Below are 17,223 nucleotides of genomic sequence, written 5' to 3'. Positions count from 1 at the left end.
TGCTGTTGATCAAATAACCAGTAAAAACCTAGTAGACAGGCCGGTAGCTACCCTAGGTGACGCATTGCAAGGGCTAATGGCTAATTTAAATGTCACAACCAATGGAGGTGGAGGTGCGCCTGGTGCAACAAAGTCTATAAATGTAAGGGGATTTACAGGCATGTCATCATTGGCCGGTCCACTTATTTTGGTTGATGGTGTAGAAACCGATATCAATAATGTGAATGTAAATGATATTGAAAGCATTAGTTTACTAAAGGACATTGCTTCAACTGCCATTTATGGTTCTAGGGCACCAAATGGCGTTTTGCTCATTACAACTAAACAAGGTACTAAAAATCAAGATGCTCGTTTCAGTTATAATAACAACTTTTCTTATGCTCAACCACTAAATGCACCTACAATGTCTAATTCATTGGTATGGGCCAATACAATAAATGAAGCTTATACTAATGCCGGCTTAGCTCCATATATTGGCGATGCGGTATTGCAGCGAATTAAAAACTACATTGCAAATCCGGCTACTACACCTAACACTATACCTACGTTAGGTGGCAATAGATGGGCCAGTTACGATCCCGATTTTGGTAATGCAAATAACGATTGGTTCAAAATATTCTTAAAAGATTGGGCAGCAAGCTCAAGCCATAATCTTAGCATTGATGGTGGGGGCGATAAAGTAAGTTATTTTGTAGGTTTAGGCACAAGCAACAGAACTGGTATGTACAGGTATGCTAGCGATGGCTATGACCGTAAAAATGTACGTGCTAATATTAATGCCACGATTAACAAATATTTGAGCTTCAGTCTTAAAACATCTTTTGAGCAAGAAAACAATAATTATCCATTTAATGGAGGTGGTACAACCGGCGGCAACTGGTTCCACGAAATTGCCAGAATATGGCCAATTGTTCCATTAATTGCCCCTAATGGTGGTTATGAAGATGCTTCACGTGTACCACTTAACGAGAATGGTGGTCGAAATATCGAAAAACAAGACCTAGCTAGAATTAATGCTGATATAACCTTTAAACCATTTGATGGTTTTAGTTTAACTGGACGATATAACTACGACTTTAACGATTCTAATGGTTCATACTCTGTATTGCCATATAAATATTCAACTCCCCAAAATCCAGAAGTTTTAAGTACCACTACATCGTCAATATCCAAACGTCATACTTCAGTTAGCTATTACGTTTATAATGTATTTGCCAATTACGAAAAACAATTGGGCGACCATTACTTTAAAGCACAAGCAGGATTTCAAACAGAGAAAAGAACGATTTCAAATTTAAACGGCTCTAACATAAATCTATTTAACCCTTTACAGCCTTCCCTATCTTTAACCTATGGCGATGCACGTTCAGTTTCTGATCCATCATCTGCTTTTGCTACGAATACTAATATGGGTCGTATCAACTATAATTATAAAGAAAAATACCTGGCAGAAGGTAATGTAAGTTATATGGGTACTTCTTTATATCCTGAAGACACTAGGTATAACTGGTTTAGCTCGGGATCTGTTGGCTGGGTACTATCTAAAGAGAACTTCTTTAAATCCTTACTTAACACTTTTTCTAATGTTAAGTTTAGAGCATCTTATGGCGGTTCTGGTGATGTTTCTGGTTCTATTGGCAGTGGTGATTACTACCCATATTTTAGTAATCTGGTTACTGCAGCACCAACTTCAAGTTCCTGGATATTTAATCCAGCATCTGGTGCAAGAGAACCTTTTGTAAGGCAGCCTGGCTTATTGATAAGTCCTACACTTTCTTGGGCAAAACCGAGTATGTTAAATATTGGTGCTGACATTAATTTTTTAACTCACTTTAGCCTTACTTTTGATTGGTATAGAAGAAATATTACCCATCAGTATACCAATAGTAGAGACTATCCAACAACGTTGGGTATCAGTGCGCCTACTGTAAATGCGGCCGCCTCTGTAACCAAAGGATTTGACTTTACATTAGGTTGGAACCGCACCTTTGACAATCAGCTTAATTTAAATGCTAGGCTAAATGTTGGCCGTTATACAGGTGTAATTACCCAAAACGATGGAAATTCTACCAATAGCATTAATAGCAATTATGTAGGGCGGCCAATTGGAGCAATTTGGGGCTTCGAAACAGTTGGTAAATTCCAATCTCCTCAACAAATTACTAGCTCACCAAGCCAAAGCGAAATTAGCGGTGCCACATGGCAACCTGGCGATATCCAATATGCTGATTTGAATAATGATGGGAAAATTGGTTACGGAAGACAGAATTTAGCTGATCCTGGAGATCAAAAGATCATAGGAAATTCAATTCCAGATTTTACTTATGGGTTCAATTTAGGTGCCAACTGGAAAGGAATAGATTTATCTGTTTTTGTACAAGGTATAGGACATGCTGATTATGCACCAAATAGTAATTATTTTTGGGGCATAGCTGGTGGACTCTATCAGTCAACAGTTACTCCAAAACTAGAAGATAGATGGACTCCCACCAATACCGCTGGCTATTTTCCGAGGATAGATATAAATAATGGTGGCAGAAATCAGATTACACAATCTGGCTATTTATTAAATAGAGCGTATATGAGGGTTAAAAATGCGCAAATTGGATATACTTTTGCGGATAAACTAACTAAAAAATACCATGTTAGTGGATTAAGGCTATACCTAAGTGCCGATAACCTATTTACCATTTCTGGTGTATTTAAACATCAATATGTTGACCCAGAGCTGTTACAGTCAGATCAAAAAATATATCCTTTGCAACGTACATTTTCATTTGGGGTAAGAGTAAACATTCAATAAGTATAAATAGCTATTATTATGAAATCGAAACATATATTATATACTGGTTTAATTATTTTAACTGGTATAATATCATCTTGTAAAAAGAATGATTTATTAAATCAAATTCCACCTACTGCTTTAACACAAGAGTCTTTCTGGAATACGCCCAATGACCTCAGGCTTTATGTCAACAATCTCTATTCTGTATTTCCACTATATGGCGGCTTTGGTAACCTTGGTATCTATAGTATAGATGGAAACAGCGATAACATGATTACGCAGTCGCCTAATGCAAGATTAAATGGTGCCTTAACTGTGAATAATGGTGCAGCAGGTGCAGATTGGGTAAACATTAGAAATGCAAACTATTTTTTAGCTAATTATAAAAAGGCAGTAGGTAATGCTACAGAAATAAACAAGTATTTGGGCGAAGCCTATTTTTTTTAGGGCATTTTTATACTTTAATGCCGTAAGAAGTTTAGGAGACTTGCAATGGATCAACAAACCGCTGAATATAGATGATGAGCAGTTTATCTATTCACCACGTTTACCTCGTAATGTAGTTGTCGATTCTATTGTTAATGACTTAGATCGGGCAATCACAAATCTACCATTGAAGAGAAATGCAGAAAGCCAGCGGATACATAAGGAATTTGCAATGGGTCTAAAGGCTAGAATTTGTCTTTTCGAAGGAACCTGGGAAAAATATCATGCTGGTACTGCTTTTGGTGTAGCCAATAGTAACGGCGACAAATATTTGAACTTGGCGCAAACTACAGCTAAAGCCATTATGGATTTAAACTCTTTACAATTGGATAATATAGCTAGTGGTGCTGTTGATGGTTATTTTAATCTCTTTAATCAGGTTAGTTATGCTGGAAGTGGAGAAATTATGTTTTGGGGAGCCTATAATCAAACTGCAGGTATTATTACAAACTGGCAAAACTACTACCAAGAAGGTTCTTCAGGCGGTGGTTCAATTGGTCTATCCAAAAGCTTGGTTGATGATTATTTATGTACTGATGGAAAGCCAATTAGTGTAAGTGCCAATTATAAAGGAGACCTTACATTAGCCAATATTGTCCAAAATAGAGACCCAAGGTTAAGACAATCTATTTTTATTAACAACGATGTGGTAGTGAGAAATGTTGGCGGCACAAATAATCCAAGAATCTTTACCTATCCAGCTCTACTTGCAGGTTCACCGAATACTTCGGGCTTCCAAATCAAAAAAGGTTTAAATACTGATTTTTATCAAGATAGCCGCAATGGTCTTGGTGGAACCGATGGTGTAATTTATATGCGTTATGCGGAAATTTTATTGATTTATGCAGAAGCAAAAGCTGAATTGGGCACTTTTAATCAAAATGATGCAGACATCTCAATTAACTTGCTCAGAAGACGGGTGGGCATGCCTAATCTTAATGTTAGCGATATTGCAATCGATAGCAAGTGGCTGTTTCCGGCGCTTTCCCCTATCATTAACGAAGTGAGAAGAGAAAGACGTGTTGAGCTGGCATGCGAAGGTCATCGCTTTTTTGATATTGTAAGGTGGGCTGCCGCACCACAAACAATTGTAGGTAAACATCCACTCGGAGCAAAAGTTACCGAATTTGTAGGTGCTATACCTAATTTAAGAGTAGGTACAAATGTCTTTGTTGATCAAAATGATTACATCAAACCTTATGGCAATATTGCCGGCATTAAAGATGCTGGCTATAGTTTTAGGGTAAATAGAGATTATTTATTGGCTGTTCCAGTAACAGAAATCAACAAGAACCCAACTGTACTTAAACAAAACCCTGGTTGGAATTAAACAATCTTTGAAATACCTTTATATAGAAGAGGCTGATCATGATTTATGATACAGCCTCTTCTAATTTTATAAACATGTAATGTGTTTAAGCAACTACTTCTTGCTTTTGTGTATTTTCAGGTCTACCGTTTTTAAAAGCTTCTCTAGTTTTTAGTCCTAACAATTCAAACATCGCCATATCATCAATAAATGAAGGGTTCGGTGTAGTTAACAATTTATCTCCAGCAAAAATAGAGCTTGCTCCTGCCATAAAACAGAATGCTTGTTCAAGTGTACTCATTTCATTTCTTCCGGCACTTAAACGAACTACAGAATTTGGCATCACAATCCTTGCAGTTGCAATCATCCTAGCCATGTCCCAGATTGGCACACGGGGTTGGTCTTCTAAAGGTGTACCTTTCACTGGTACCAAAGCATTTACCGGAACAGATTCTGGATGTTGTGGCATATTGGCTAAAGTTTGTAACATGGCTACCCTATCTTCAGGTGTTTCGCCCAAGCCAATGATCCCACCACTACAAACTGTTAATTTGGCTTTACGTACATTTTTGATGGTATTTAAACGGTCATCATAGGTACGGGTAGAGATAATTCTTTTGTAATCTTCTTCAGAAGTATCAATATTATGGTTGTAAGCATATAGCCCAGCATCAGCTAAACGTTGAGCTTGGCTCTCTGTTAACATACCTAAGGTACAGCAAACCTCCATATCCATATCATTTACGGCCTTAACCATTTCAATTACACGGTCAAAATCACGGTTGTCCCTAACCTCGCGCCATGCTGCACCCATGCACAAACGTGATGCACCACCCTCTTTTGCCTTAACCGCGGCACTAACTACCTGACCGATCTGCATCAAAGGCTGTACGGTTAAATCTGTATGGTAACGGGCAGCTTGTGGGCAATAAGAACAATCTTCTGCGCATCCACCTGTTTTGATAGAGATCAATGAGCTGATCTTGCACTTCATTGTAATCTTTCTTTTCACGATGAATACTTGCGGCTTCATAAACCAGGTCTAAAAACGGTTTATTATAAATTGCCATGATCTCTTCTCTTGTCCAATCGTGTTTCAATACTTGCATATAATTGAGATAATATTTAGAGTAATAATTTGCTTGCTAATCCTAATAAAAGTAAAAATCCAAAAACGTCTGTAAAGGTCGTAATAATTATAGAAGATGCAATGGCTGGATCAATTCCAACTCGTTTTAAAACCAAAGGAATACTCGATCCAGTAATTCCAGCAATCACTAGGTTACCTGTCATTGCCAAAAAGATCACCAAACCTAACATTGGGTTGGAATCGAAAAAATAAGCGAAAATGAATACGATCAAGCCTGTTACGGCACCATTGATCAAACCAACGGTAAACTCTTTTAATACAGTTCTGTAAGCTTGGTTATCGGTCAGGTCATATAAGGAAATACGTCTAACAGTTACCGCTAATGCCTGTGTAGCTGCATTACCGCCCATACCAGCAATGATCACCATGTAGGCAGAAAGTACGGTTAAGTTACTTAGGATACTGCCATAATGCCGAACTACTGCTGAAGCTAAAAATGCAGTCCCTAGATTGATGATCAACCAAGGTAAACGGGATTTAACAGCCTCGATCCAGTTACCGCTCAATTCCTCATCTTCAGATACCCCTGATATTTTCAGGAAATCTTCCGTATTCTCATCTTCTAAAACATCGATCACATCATCAAAGGTAACCCGACCCAACAAGCGCATTTCTTCATCTACAACTGGAAGACTGGTTAGGTTATATTGAGAGATCAACCTTGCCACTTCTTCTTAATCCGTATCTGTTTTAACATAAACGGCATCAGGATTGACCATATCAACGATTTTAGCATTTCCTTTGGCCTTGATCATCTCTTTTAAGGATACGATTCCTTTAAAAATATTGTTGTCGTCAACAACGTTAACGGTATAAAACTCCTCTATTTCTTCGCTTTGGCGGATGATCTCGTCAATGGCATCTTTTTTGGTCATGTTGATGTTGATCCGGATCACCTCCGTATTCATCAAACCACCAGCAGTTTCTTCGTCGTAACTTAATAGGTTACGAATGCTCGATGCGTCATCCTCACTCAGGTCTTCGAGGACCTCTTTTTGTTCGTGCTCTTCTAATTGCGATATGATATCTGTTGCATCATCATAGTCGAGCTCTTCAACAATTTCAGTACGTTTATCTGGATGTAATTGGAGCAGTAATTCTTCTGGGTGCGCCTCTTCGTGCATTTCTGCAATTACCTCAGAAGCTGTTTCAACATCTAAGAGGTTGATCATCCGCTGTTGGTCTTCACTGCTGATGCTTTCAAATAAAATGGCAATTTCAGATGCGTGATATTCCTCAAGCGTAGCTTTAAGTAGTTCATTATCACCACTTATGGCCTGCTTTAATTTGGATACATCTGTTTTGTCCAATTCAAATGACTGCATAAGATGCTAAGATAGAAATAATTTATTTTTGAAATGCCATAAATATGCATTTAGAACGCTGATAAAAGCATATTTAACAATAACGTAATCTCAGTTACTGATGAACAATTGAACCAATGAACCAACTTATTTGAACCAACCTTTACGCCAAAAATAGATCACTTGTGCAACTGCGATCAGTCCCATTACAATCATCGTATACACATAACCATGTTCTTGATAGAGTTCTGGCATGTTTTGCGGAAGCACTTTTCCCGTAACCGGGTCTTCCCTACTAAAATTCATCCCATAGATACCTGCAATAAAAGTCAAAGGAATGAAGATCGAAGAAATAATGGTGAGCACTTTCATGATCTCATTCATCCGGTTGCTGATAATGGAGAGATACATATCTATATTACTGGCCGAAATCTCTTTCAAAGACTCAACCATATCAATGATCTGCACACAATCGATCATAGGCATCGCGGATATAGATTTTGGTCTGTTCGTTAATCAATGGACTATCCGAACGTAAAATATCGTTCATCTTATCTCTTTCTGGCCATGCTACCCGTCTTAAGGTAATCAGATTTCGTTTGATCAATTGCGTATCAAACATGATCGTTTTATCCGGTTTTTCAAACAAACGATCCTCAATCAGGTCTAATTGTTCGCTCCAGTTACCCAAAACAGAGAAATATTCGTCTGTCATCATATCCATCAAGGCATACATGAGGTAACTACTGCCACCAATCCTGATATTGCCCTTCCCTATTTCTAAACGTTTACGGACAGCTTCTAAGCAATCTTCATATCTATCTTGAAAAGTAAACAATACATTGCTGGTCAAGATAAAAGAAAGCTGTTCGTTTTCCAGGTTCTGTTCTTCATCCAGATAGAGCATTCTGCTAATGGCAAAGTCATAAGCACCATATTCTTCATACTTAGGACGTTGATAAGTTCTGGTAATGTCTTCAAGAATGAGTTTGTTGATACCATATTCTTTGCTCAGGGTTTCGAACATGGCTATAGAATTGAAACCTTTAACCTCAACCCAATAACTCATCCCGTTTTCGTTCAACCTGTTTTTTAAACCCATTAAACTCGAAATCTGCTCTACTTTATAGCTATTTACATCATAGGTATGTAAGCTGATCCTTAGGTTCGAGAGAGTGCTCATCGATATAGACCAATCCTGGACTGGAACCAGGCATAGGTAAAGCGTAACGATGCTTTCTTTTTTTATGTTTATTGGGTTTGCCCATCTCTTAAAGATATGATTTGGTTTGTGGACCTTGGTTAAACAATAGATCAACAATACTTAGGTTAGGAATAAATTCATTTCTATCGCTAAACACTTGAAAATAGCTTTTCGTTTCAAATTCGTGAATTGTTTTTTTATCAAACTGGTTTCTATAGTCAGTTCCCGATATCTCTTTTTCGTATACTTCGGTAAAATTCACCGTTGGATTTACTTTTAATTGTTTAAACATCCAATTCAACAGGTCGAGGTTATAATCAAATAAGAAATCATATTTTTTATGATAAAAAGGTGCCAGTCCATCTTCATAATATTCGAAATAGGCGGCGCTTCTGTAACAAGTTTGCAAGCTTAACCAATGTAGACGTTGCCATTTTGAATCGTAACTGATCTTAACATCTTTGGTGGCTGTATGTAATTTGGCACCCTTAACCACAGGGATAATGAGGTCTAAAGTGCCATTTGGTGAGGATATGGTAACCCGGTTTCTATAGGTCTGTTTTGGAAAATGTTCTTGTTTTTCTAGTGAAAAATTAAAATCGTGAGATTTTAAGGCAGTGAAATAACTAACTGGCGGAAGATAAAAAAGTGGGAATATAGCTGGACTCTGCATCTGATAATTTATGTTTGCAATCTAGCGACCAAATTAATGATTAAAAAAGGCTTTTCGTATATCAGTATATTTTTTTTGTATTTGATATCACTGCTACCCTTGGTCCTATTACATTTTTTTGCCAGGCTGATGTATTATCCATTATACTATCTGTTTGGTTACCGTAGAAAAGTAGTACGTGATAACTTACTGAAATCCTTCCCTGAAAAAGAACTCAAAGAGATCATCAAGATCGAAAAAACCTTTTATAAATACCTTACAGACTTGATTGTAGAAATCATCAAAATGTATACGATTTCTGAGAAAGAACTATTGAAAAGGGTGAAATTCAAAAACTTGGATCGTGTTGAAGCCTATTTTAACAAAGGAGAAAGTGTTTTGGCCTGCACCGGGCATTATGGAAATTGGGAGTTGTGTATGTTGGCCTTAGGTGCCAGCTTAAGTGCTCCTGCCTATGTAATTTATAAGCCATTGAACAACAATATCTTTGAAGATTGGTTTCGGAAAATAAGAACACGTTTTGGAAATAGATTTGTAGCCATGCGCCAAACTTTGAGAATGGTAGTAGCAACCAAAGACACGCCGACCATGTTCTGTTTTGCCAGCGACCAAACCCCCACCCGCGAAGAAACACAATATACTTTGGCCTTTTTAAACCAGCCCACAGCAGTATTGTTAGGGCTAGAGAAAATAGCCATACAAACCAATAGACCTATATTTTACTTTGATGTGATTTCAGTTAAAAGAGGCTATTACGAAGTGGATTGTTTACCTTTGTGCCTTGTCCCTGCTGCTACTGAAGGGCATGAGATTACAGACCTGCTATTTAAATTTTTAGCAAAAACCATTCAAAAAGAACCGGCTTATTGGCTTTGGAGCCATAGGCGATGGAAATTAAACTGTTGTTGATCAATATGGAACCAAGTGTTGCAGTTGTTATTTTAAATTGGAACGGTAAAAAGCTATTGGAACAGTTTTTACCTAGTGTTGTTGAAACTGAATATGCCAATCTTCAGTTGATTGTTGGTGACAATGCCTCTACCGATGATTCCGTTGCATTTATAAAAAAGCATTATCCACAAGTTGCCATTATTGAGAATGATCAGAATTATGGCTTTGCGGGCGGTTACAACCATATTTTAGCAAAGGTAGAGGCCGATTATTTTGTGCTCCTCAACTCAGATGTAGAAGTGCCAAAAAACTGGATCAAACCAGTAATTGAACAGATGCAGCAAGATGACCGCATTGCAGTTGCCCAACCCAAGGTCAAATGGCAGTTGCAAAAAACACAATTTGAATATGCTGGTGCTGGAGGTGGTTTTATAGATGCCTATGCCTTTCCTTTTTGTAGAGGTCGTATTTTTGATCATGTAGAAACTGATGAGGGCCAATACAATACACCTGTTGATATTTTTTGGGCCAGTGGAGCTGCTTTTTTCATCAAAAGTAAGGCTTGGCAACAGGTAAATGGCCTAGATGAAGACTTATTTGCCCATATGGAAGAGATCGACCTTTGTTGGCGATTAAAAAACTTAGGTTATCGCATTGTAAGTTGCCCTGATGCAGAGGTCTACCATGTAGGTGGTGGTACACTCAATGCCAATAATCCTTATAAAACCTATCTCAATTTCAGGAATAATCTAGTGATTATGCAAAAGAACCTGCCCTTAGGCGATGCTTATTGGAGGATTTTTGTGCGGTTATGGTTCGACCTTTCAGCATGGTTCCAGTTTCTAATCAAAGGTAAACCACAGTTTACTTTGGCCATTAGCAAGGCCCATTTTCATTTCTTTAAGCAATTGGGTAAAACTGCCAAAAAACGTGGCACGGTTCAAATTCCAATTACTGCATTAAGTGGCGTTTATAAAGGAAGTATTGTTTGGGCGTATTTTATCAAGAAGATCAAGGCGTTTAGCCAGTTGCGTTGGTAAATGTTCAACTGAAATAGTCTACAGTCAGGTTTTTTCGTTCATTTGTAGCCAAATCAATCAGGTCAAAACGCTTCACAGCAGTAAAAGAGCCTATTTCCGTGTCGCTGTTGATATGGATAGTGCCCATTAATAAAATATATTTGCAGTGATATGCTGTCATGTTGATCAACTCATTTATTCGCTTGTCTATCGCCTCATAAATTACTTCTGTGGCTTCCATCATCGGAATTTTGGCAGTAAGGTACCTCTCTTTTTCCTTCAATAGAATCTGCTCAAGGGTATTCATCTGGTGGTCAATTTCGCTGATATGCCCCGGTTTGATCAAATTGTCAATCAACTTGTTCAGTGCGCCTCGTGCCGCTCCACAGCAACTTGAATTTTTACTTTGTCCCATTCTGTGGATCTCTCCAACTTCTCCATCTCTTGAAATACCGATATGTGGGCCATAGTATACAAAAACAGCACCATCGTCTGGTACATGACTTGCAAAAGCACCCATCCCACTTAAACCCGTAAAGGGAAATCCATCTAGTCCACCCATTTTAAAAGGGCCCAAAAATTCTGTTGCCCTAATAGGATATTGGATGCTATTGACATCATCACTGCAGATACTGTCGGCCAGCATGAGCTGAGATGGTTCAAGATCTAACTCTTCCTCAACAAAGTCGATGATCCTGTTAAAACCATCGATCGTTGTTACTGCATTTGGATAATATTGACGGATAAGGGCTAATTTTTCTCTTTTTTTCATTGTGGAGTTAGGGTTTGCGGAGGTTAGGTTATATGTTAATTTCCCAACTGATCTTTAATGGTTTTTTCAATGGAATGAACTGTATTTGGCCCAAAACCAGCAGTACTAAATTTGATTAATCCATCTTTACCTACAATTACATGTGTTGGATAAAATTTAACTCCATATTTTTGAGCAAGAGGCCTACCTCCACCTACAATGTTATACTCAAAAGGTGTAGTTTTTAAGAAGTTTTTCAATTCAGAACGTTCATCAAGTGCAATGGCCAGAAAAACGATTTCTTTATTGTCTTTATATTGTTTAACTATTTTGTTTAATTCTGGCATTTCATCTCTACAAGGTGCACAATTGATAAACCAAAAGTTAATCACATAAATTTTATCGCTAATGGTTCTAAGGTCATATTTATTACCATTGATATCGTTTAGTTTTTCTCCATTAAATTTTTCTCCTTCTTTAAAAACATCGCTACCTCCTGGTTTATCCATGTTTTTTAGCAATTCTTTAATTCTTTCTGCTCGTTTTTCTTTTTCTTCAGGGCTTAAGGGCGAAAGTAAAAACTCTGTGCTTCCTGGAATTGATTTAATGGCATATTCTCCCATTGCTATTAGTTTCATCCAACTAGCATAAGGATAAACTTTGCCTGAAGCATCTTTAACTATTGAGCTTTGATTTAGATTATCTTTTGTTATAGGTGCTTGGGCATAACCTTTAAAAGCAAGGCACAACAGAAAAATAATGAGGTATTTTTTCATATATCTTTGTTAGGATAGGTGTCTTATTGTTTCAGAAAACCCTCTAAGGCTAGGCGGTAACCATCAAGACCAAAACCAGTTAATACGCCTTTACAGTTTTTGCCTGTTAAAGAAACATGTCTAAATTCTTCTCTGGCGTAGATATTAGAGATGTGTACTTCAATTACTGGTGTTTTGATAGCAGCAATAGCATCAGCAATGGCTACAGAGGTATGTGTATAGCCCCCACCGTTTAAAATGATACCATCATAGCTAAAGCCCACTTCATGTAACTTATTGATCAGCTCGCCTTCAACATTACTTTGGTAATAATCAATTTCGATAATGCTATATAGTTCCCGCAGTTGCGAAATGTAGGTTTCAAATCCTTCAGACCCATAGATAGAGGGTTCACGCAAGCCTAACAAGTTTAAATTTGGCCCATTTATAATTTGTATCTTCATTGATTGTTTAAATTTGTATCATTACAATAATACGCAATTGTAAGGATAGCCCAAATAAAAATGAATACCCAATCTTACCTCAAAGGATTTAAGGATTACTTAAAGTTAGAACGTTCGCTGGCTAAACATTCTATTGGGGCCTATTTAAACGATGTAGATAAATTGATTCAATATTACCTGGCTATAGATAAGGAATTGATACTAAGCAAAGTACAATTAGTAGACCTCAGGGCTTTTATCACTTGGTTAAATGAAATCGGGATGCAGGCCAATACACAGGCAAGGGTAATTTCTGGTGTGAAGGCATTTTTTAGCTATCTGATGCAGGAAGAGCTTATTGCAGAAGATCCTACAGCTTTATTGGCAGCACCAAAGTTGACCAGAAAACTGCCAGACACCTTAAATATTTACGAAATCAACCAACTCATTGATGCGATTGATGCCTCTAAACCAGAAGGAATGCGCAATAAGGCAATCATAGAAATGTTATACGGTTGTGGTTTGCGTGTTACCGAACTGATAGAATTACGAATTTCTAACGTATATGTGGAAACAGAATTTATCAAGGTAATTGGAAAGGGAAATAAAGAACGCATCATTCCAATTGGTGCTGCTGCCTTAAAATTGCTCAAAATCTACATCAACGAGGTTAGGATTCATCTGGATATTAAAAAAGGTCATGAGGATTTTATCTTTTTGAACCGTTTGGGAAGCAGATTATCGCGGATATCTGTGTTTAACCTGATCAAATCTTTGGCCCAACAAACTGGGTCCATAAAAATATCAGCCCCCATACCCTACGCCATTCTTTTGCTACCCATTTAATTGAAGGCGGTGCAGATCTGCGTGCCGTACAAGAAATGTTGGGCCATGTAAGTATTACCACCACAGAGATCTATACCCATTTAGACCGAGCCTATCTACAAAGTGTAATTACGCAGTTCCACCCAAGGGCTTAATGCAACGGATCATCCTGTCTTTTCCCTGCATATCTTTTCTTAACTCAATGTTTTCGAATCCTTTAGATGCTAACAAATCAATAGTCTGTTTACCTAAAAATTCATTGATCTCGAAAAATAAGAAGCCGTTAACAGCAAGGTTTTTTAAGGCAAAATCAGAAATTGCATGGTAAAAAATCAATGGATGTTCATTGCTCACAAACAAGGCACGGTGTGGTTCGTGTACCAACACATTATGGTGCATGTCCTGCTTTTCATCTTCTTTGATGTAAGGTGGGTTGCTAACGATTATAGTGGGTTTGAGTTGAAGTGTTGAAGGTTGCGGATTTAAGATATCATCATGGATAAACTCAACATCAACCTGGTTTAATAAAGCATTTTCTTGGGCAAGCGCTAAACTATCTTCGGCAATATCCAATGCAGATATCCGAGCCATTGGTAAATGTTTTTTCAATGCAATGGCAATACAACCACTTCCTGTGCCAATGTCAAGTATGTTTAGGCTTTGTTGATCAGCTGCAAATTGCATGTTGCAAACCGATACTATCCATTCTACCAATTCTTCCGTCTCAGGGCGAGGAATCAGTACCGATTCGTTTACCTTAAAGGTCAACCCATAAAAATGGCTTTTGCCCAATACATATTGCACAGGTCTGCCAGTTGACAATTCGGTTAAGATGCCTTCCAGTTTAATTGTATTTGTCTCACTTAAAACCTCTTCTTTTTTGAGCTGGTAATCTCCCTTGCTGTATTGCAATACTTCTTCAATGGCCATTAAAAAGATAGCATGGGCCTCATCTTCATCGTAAATGCTATTTAATGTTGTTTTAAAACTGTTGGCAAGGTATTTCAATTCCATCTGCCGTAAAAATAGTCATTAGCATAGCCAATCTAAAATCACAAATCTAAAATAGTAATTGATAAATATAGCTTACTTTTGCACTAATGAACGATGAGGTTTATATGCAGCGTTGCCTTGAATTGGCAAGAATGGGAATGGGCAACGTCAGTCCAAATCCAATGGTGGGCTGTGTAATTGTGTGTGAAGGTGAAATCATTGGCGAAGGCTTTCATCAAAAGATTGGCCAAGCCCATGCCGAAGTCAATGCAATCAATGATGTGTTAAACAAACATGGCGACCAAGCTGCTTCCCTGCTGAAAAAGGCCACTGCCTATGTAAACCTAGAGCCTTGTGCGCATTTTGGTAAAACTCCGCCCTGTGCTGATCTATTGGTTAAGCATCAGCTTAAAAAGGTAGTAATTGGCAATACAGATCCATTTGCTGGTGTAAATGGCAAGGGAATTGAAAAACTGAAAGCAGCAGGGATAACTGTTGTTACTGGTGTGTTAGAAAAGAAATGTTGGGTATTCAATCGTCGTTTTTTTACCAGAATACAAAAGCAAAGGCCTTTTATTATATTAAAATGGGCACAAACTGCCAACGGTTATTTTGCCCCAATAGAGGCCACACAACAGTGGATTTCTGGTCCAATGGCTAAACAATTGGCACACCAGTGGAGAAGTGAAGAAGATGCAATCTTAGTAGGAAAAAATACCGCCTTGATCGACAATCCTCAATTGACCGCTAGAAATACAATTGGCAAAAATCCAACCCGAATTGTAATTGATCGGACCTTGACCATTCCTGAAAGCCATCATATCTATAATGATGCGGCAAAGACCATTATCTTTAATGAGCTGAAAACCGATGTTGTGGAGAATGTCCACTTTGTGCAGATGGAAGACATGCAATTTTATCTGGCGCAAAAAATAGCTTTTCAACTTTACCTAATGGATATCCAATCGGTAATGATCGAAGGTGGTGTACAAACCTTGAACCATTTCATTGCTGCTGGTTTATGGGATGAGGCTCGAATATTTACATCGCCAACAACCTGGGAAACAGGAATTAAAGCTCCATTGATCAAAGGGAATGTAATAGAGAAACTACAGATTGGAACAGATACATTAACGATTTACTCAGCAATATAACCGTATGATTTTTTTAGTTTTAAGTATTATTTGTAGTGTAACGGTTGGCGTATTGTTAAAACTGGCCAAAAGATACCAGATCAATATTATGCAGGCAGTTACATGGAATTACCTGTTTGCGATTGGCTTGAGCTTGATCTTCTTTAAACCAGATTTTGGTGCCATTCGTATCGCCGACTTCTCTCCTGTCTACCTGATCATCGGAATCTTATTACCAGTGATCTTTTTGGTACAAGGCAGGGCGGTACAACAAACTGGTTTGGCCAGAACAGACATTGCCCAACGCTTATCCCTATTTATATCACTTTGTGCTGCCTATTTTCTTTTTAACGAAAGTTTTGACCGCTTAAAATACGTAGGCTTGGTATTTGGTTTAGTTGCCATTGTATTTACCATGTACCGCAAAACAGATAGCCTGTCTACCAAAAAAGGTTGGTTATACCTCTTGTTTGTTTTTGTAGGTTTTGGTGTGATTGATGTATGTTTTAAATTGGTGAGCCAGGTCACCATCATCCCTTACACCACTTCTTTGTTTTTGATCTTCTGTTTGGCATTTGTACTTTCGTTGGCATATATCCTTTATCTTTCTGTTACTAAACAGACCAAACTCCAATTGATCAATTTTATCTGCGGGTGTGTATTGGGCTTTTTCAATTTTGGCAATATCCTATTTTACTTGAAGGCCCATCGAGAAATGGCAGAAAATCCATCAACGGTATTTGCGGCCATGAACATTGGAGTGATCATTACAGGTAGTATCATCGGTATCTTTTTATTTAAAGAACGCTTGAGCAAACTGAACTATTTTGGGCTAATATTGGCCCTGGTTGCCATTGTTTTAATTACCTTATCCAAACTGCATGCTGTTCGATGATACCTACCAAACCATAACAAGCACTTCTGAGGGCATTTTTAGGGATAAAGGCAGCAAGTTTATTGGTTATGCCTACCCTATTAAAAATGAACAGGAAGTTAAACACATCATTACTAAACTCAAGGCAGAACATGCCAAGGCCAGACATTTTTGTTGGGCTATCCGTTTAACGCCTGATCGTAACGTTTTCAAGCTCAATGACGATGGAGAACCTTCTGGAACAGCAGGAAGGCCCATCTTAAACACTCTACTTTCTGCCGATGTAACCAATATCCTAGTGGTAGTTGTTCGATATTTTGGTGGTACTTTGTTAGGTGTGCCGGGCTTGATCAATGCTTATAAATCGGCCACGATAGAAGCGCTAAATGCCAATACCATTATCTCTAAAACGGTAAATGATGTATACGAGGTCAATTTCGACTATTTGGAAATGAACCCGATCATGCGGATCATAAAAGATGAACAGCTAGAAATCATCAAACAAGAGTTTGACATGCAATGTGCTATCCAATTCGAAGTCAGAAAAGCCAACCTCAATACAGTGTTAGGGAAACTGGAAAAAATTGAAGGTGCTAAAATAAAATATCTCTATACTATTTGATACGAT

General features: G+C 37.9%; 19 protein-coding genes and 1 pseudogene. 10 read left to right on the top strand and 10 right to left on the bottom strand.

Annotated elements, in window-relative coordinates; translation table 11 throughout:
* Positions 1-13: 13 nt before the first annotated feature.
* From ACFJIZ_RS06235 to ACFJIZ_RS06225, 3 genes are read left to right on the top strand one after another with little or no spacing between them, the layout of a single operon-like run.
* Positions 14-2,803 (top strand): SusC/RagA family TonB-linked outer membrane protein, encoded by a 2,790-nt coding sequence (locus tag ACFJIZ_RS06235; protein WP_379093917.1) that lies wholly within the window; start codon positions 14-16, stop codon positions 2,801-2,803.
* A gap of 18 nt (positions 2,804-2,821) precedes the next feature.
* On the top strand, positions 2,822-3,232 hold the full coding sequence (locus tag ACFJIZ_RS06230) for a hypothetical protein (protein ID WP_379091637.1): 411 nt from the start codon (positions 2,822-2,824) through the stop codon (positions 3,230-3,232).
* 40 nt (positions 3,233-3,272) lie between these two features.
* Positions 3,273-4,601, top strand: a complete 1,329-nt coding sequence (locus ACFJIZ_RS06225; RefSeq protein ID WP_379091636.1) for a RagB/SusD family nutrient uptake outer membrane protein — start codon at positions 3,273-3,275, stop codon at positions 4,599-4,601.
* A gap of 85 nt (positions 4,602-4,686) precedes the next feature.
* Here ACFJIZ_RS06225 and bioB read toward each other — a convergent pair.
* From bioB to ACFJIZ_RS06195, 6 genes and pseudogenes are all read right to left on the bottom strand, one after another.
* Positions 4,687-5,689: pseudogene (gene bioB, locus ACFJIZ_RS06220) on the bottom strand (biotin synthase BioB).
* 16 nt (positions 5,690-5,705) lie between these two features.
* Positions 5,706-6,398: a magnesium transporter gene (locus ACFJIZ_RS06215; protein WP_379091635.1), complete on the bottom strand. Its 693-nt coding sequence runs from the start codon at positions 6,396-6,398 to the stop codon at positions 5,706-5,708.
* A gap of 6 nt (positions 6,399-6,404) precedes the next feature.
* Complete coding sequence (locus ACFJIZ_RS06210; RefSeq protein ID WP_379091634.1) at positions 6,405-7,055, bottom strand: magnesium transporter MgtE N-terminal domain-containing protein; 651 nt, start codon at positions 7,053-7,055, stop codon at positions 6,405-6,407.
* Positions 7,056-7,181: 126 nt separating this feature from the next.
* The gene (locus ACFJIZ_RS06205) at positions 7,182-7,520 is read right to left on the bottom strand and encodes a CorA family divalent cation transporter (RefSeq protein ID WP_379091633.1); all 339 of its coding nucleotides are present in this window, start codon (positions 7,518-7,520) and stop codon (positions 7,182-7,184) included.
* Positions 7,489-8,217 (bottom strand): CorA family divalent cation transporter, encoded by a 729-nt coding sequence (locus tag ACFJIZ_RS06200; protein ID WP_379091632.1) that lies wholly within the window; start codon positions 8,215-8,217, stop codon positions 7,489-7,491. Before ACFJIZ_RS06200 ends, ACFJIZ_RS06205 begins: the two co-directional genes overlap by 32 nt.
* Positions 8,218-8,305: 88 nt before the next feature.
* Complete coding sequence (locus ACFJIZ_RS06195; protein WP_379091631.1) at positions 8,306-8,911, bottom strand: WbqC family protein; 606 nt, start codon at positions 8,909-8,911, stop codon at positions 8,306-8,308.
* A gap of 36 nt (positions 8,912-8,947) precedes the next feature.
* On the opposite strand from ACFJIZ_RS06195, the gene ACFJIZ_RS06190 reads away from it, so the two are divergent.
* The gene (locus ACFJIZ_RS06190) at positions 8,948-9,820 is read left to right on the top strand and encodes a lysophospholipid acyltransferase family protein (RefSeq protein ID WP_379091630.1); all 873 of its coding nucleotides are present in this window, start codon (positions 8,948-8,950) and stop codon (positions 9,818-9,820) included.
* Positions 9,799-10,842: a glycosyltransferase family 2 protein gene (locus tag ACFJIZ_RS06185; RefSeq protein ID WP_379091629.1), complete on the top strand. Its 1,044-nt coding sequence runs from the start codon at positions 9,799-9,801 to the stop codon at positions 10,840-10,842. Before ACFJIZ_RS06190 ends, ACFJIZ_RS06185 begins: the two co-directional genes overlap by 22 nt.
* Before the next feature lie 4 nt (positions 10,843-10,846).
* Here ACFJIZ_RS06185 and ACFJIZ_RS06180 read toward each other — a convergent pair whose 3' ends face one another.
* Genes ACFJIZ_RS06180 through aroQ form a run of 3 tightly spaced genes read right to left on the bottom strand, consistent with a single transcriptional unit; the run spans position 10,847 to position 12,791 of the window.
* On the bottom strand, positions 10,847-11,593 hold the full coding sequence (locus tag ACFJIZ_RS06180; protein WP_379091628.1) for a hypothetical protein: 747 nt from the start codon (positions 11,591-11,593) through the stop codon (positions 10,847-10,849).
* Between the two features lie 35 nt (positions 11,594-11,628).
* The gene (locus ACFJIZ_RS06175) at positions 11,629-12,348 is read right to left on the bottom strand and encodes a TlpA family protein disulfide reductase (RefSeq protein WP_379091627.1); all 720 of its coding nucleotides are present in this window, start codon (positions 12,346-12,348) and stop codon (positions 11,629-11,631) included.
* Between the two features lie 23 nt (positions 12,349-12,371).
* Positions 12,372-12,791, bottom strand: a complete 420-nt coding sequence (aroQ, locus tag ACFJIZ_RS06170) for a type II 3-dehydroquinate dehydratase (RefSeq protein ID WP_379091626.1) — start codon at positions 12,789-12,791, stop codon at positions 12,372-12,374.
* 60 nt (positions 12,792-12,851) lie between these two features.
* Between aroQ and ACFJIZ_RS06165 the strand changes: the two genes are divergently transcribed.
* Positions 12,852-13,616: a tyrosine-type recombinase/integrase gene (locus tag ACFJIZ_RS06165; protein ID WP_379091625.1), complete on the top strand. Its 765-nt coding sequence runs from the start codon at positions 12,852-12,854 to the stop codon at positions 13,614-13,616.
* A complete protein-coding gene (locus ACFJIZ_RS06160) occupies positions 13,541-13,750 on the top strand; it encodes a tyrosine-type recombinase/integrase (RefSeq protein ID WP_379093914.1) in 210 nt (69 codons plus the stop codon). Before ACFJIZ_RS06165 ends, ACFJIZ_RS06160 begins: the two co-directional genes overlap by 76 nt.
* On the opposite strand, the gene prmC is transcribed toward ACFJIZ_RS06160, so the two are convergent.
* Positions 13,725-14,609 carry a peptide chain release factor N(5)-glutamine methyltransferase gene (gene prmC, locus ACFJIZ_RS06155; protein WP_379091624.1) on the bottom strand — a complete coding sequence of 295 codons (885 nt, stop codon included), beginning with the start codon at positions 14,607-14,609 and terminating at the stop codon, positions 13,725-13,727. The two genes, ACFJIZ_RS06160 and prmC, sit on opposite strands and share 26 nt — an antisense overlap.
* An 86-nt stretch (positions 14,610-14,695) precedes the next feature.
* On the opposite strand from prmC, the gene ribD reads away from it, so the two are divergent.
* The 3 genes from ribD to ACFJIZ_RS06140 are packed head-to-tail and all read left to right on the top strand — an operon-like array spanning position 14,696 to position 17,217.
* Positions 14,696-15,742, top strand: a complete 1,047-nt coding sequence (ribD, locus tag ACFJIZ_RS06150) for a bifunctional diaminohydroxyphosphoribosylaminopyrimidine deaminase/5-amino-6-(5-phosphoribosylamino)uracil reductase RibD (protein ID WP_379091623.1) — start codon at positions 14,696-14,698, stop codon at positions 15,740-15,742.
* Positions 15,743-15,746: 4 nt separating this feature from the next.
* Positions 15,747-16,616: an EamA family transporter gene (locus ACFJIZ_RS06145; RefSeq protein ID WP_379091622.1), complete on the top strand. Its 870-nt coding sequence runs from the start codon at positions 15,747-15,749 to the stop codon at positions 16,614-16,616.
* Positions 16,603-17,217, top strand: coding sequence for an IMPACT family protein (locus ACFJIZ_RS06140; RefSeq protein ID WP_379091621.1), 615 nt, complete (start codon positions 16,603-16,605; stop codon positions 17,215-17,217). The genes ACFJIZ_RS06145 and ACFJIZ_RS06140 overlap by 14 nt, the downstream gene beginning before the upstream one ends.
* The last annotated feature ends 6 nt before the right edge of the window (positions 17,218-17,223 follow it).

The organism is Pedobacter sp. UC225_65 (assembly GCF_042698365.1).
Taxonomy (GTDB): domain Bacteria; phylum Bacteroidota; class Bacteroidia; order Sphingobacteriales; family Sphingobacteriaceae; genus Pedobacter.
Note: the sequence above shows the minus strand (reverse complement) of the source record. Positions and strands in the feature narration are given on the sequence as shown.

Bases quoted from the DNA above. Each gene is read 5' to 3' on its own strand.
- ACFJIZ_RS06205 (WP_379091633.1), bottom strand. From the start codon at position 7,520: ATGCCTATGATCGATTGTGTGCAGATCATTGATATGGTTGAGTCTTTG.
- ribD (WP_379091623.1), top strand. From the start codon at position 14,696: ATGAACGATGAGGTTTATATGCAGCGTTGCCTTGAATTGGCAAGAATG.
- ACFJIZ_RS06190 (WP_379091630.1), top strand. From the start codon at position 8,948: ATGATTAAAAAAGGCTTTTCGTATATCAGTATATTTTTTTTGTATTTG.
- ACFJIZ_RS06195 (WP_379091631.1), bottom strand. From the start codon at position 8,911: ATGCAGAGTCCAGCTATATTCCCACTTTTTTATCTTCCGCCAGTTAGT.
- aroQ (WP_379091626.1), bottom strand. From the start codon at position 12,791: ATGAAGATACAAATTATAAATGGGCCAAATTTAAACTTGTTAGGCTTG.
- prmC (WP_379091624.1), bottom strand. From the start codon at position 14,609: ATGGAATTGAAATACCTTGCCAACAGTTTTAAAACAACATTAAATAGC.
- ACFJIZ_RS06210 (WP_379091634.1), bottom strand. From the start codon at position 7,055: ATGCAGTCATTTGAATTGGACAAAACAGATGTATCCAAATTAAAGCAG.
- ACFJIZ_RS06230 (WP_379091637.1), top strand. From the start codon at position 2,822: ATGAAATCGAAACATATATTATATACTGGTTTAATTATTTTAACTGGT.
- ACFJIZ_RS06145 (WP_379091622.1), top strand. From the start codon at position 15,747: ATGATTTTTTTAGTTTTAAGTATTATTTGTAGTGTAACGGTTGGCGTA.
- ACFJIZ_RS06140 (WP_379091621.1), top strand. From the start codon at position 16,603: ATGCTGTTCGATGATACCTACCAAACCATAACAAGCACTTCTGAGGGC.
- ACFJIZ_RS06200 (WP_379091632.1), bottom strand. From the start codon at position 8,217: ATGAGCACTCTCTCGAACCTAAGGATCAGCTTACATACCTATGATGTA.
- ACFJIZ_RS06165 (WP_379091625.1), top strand. From the start codon at position 12,852: ATGAATACCCAATCTTACCTCAAAGGATTTAAGGATTACTTAAAGTTA.
- ACFJIZ_RS06175 (WP_379091627.1), bottom strand. From the start codon at position 12,348: ATGAAAAAATACCTCATTATTTTTCTGTTGTGCCTTGCTTTTAAAGGT.
- ACFJIZ_RS06185 (WP_379091629.1), top strand. From the start codon at position 9,799: ATGGAAATTAAACTGTTGTTGATCAATATGGAACCAAGTGTTGCAGTT.
- ACFJIZ_RS06180 (WP_379091628.1), bottom strand. From the start codon at position 11,593: ATGAAAAAAAGAGAAAAATTAGCCCTTATCCGTCAATATTATCCAAAT.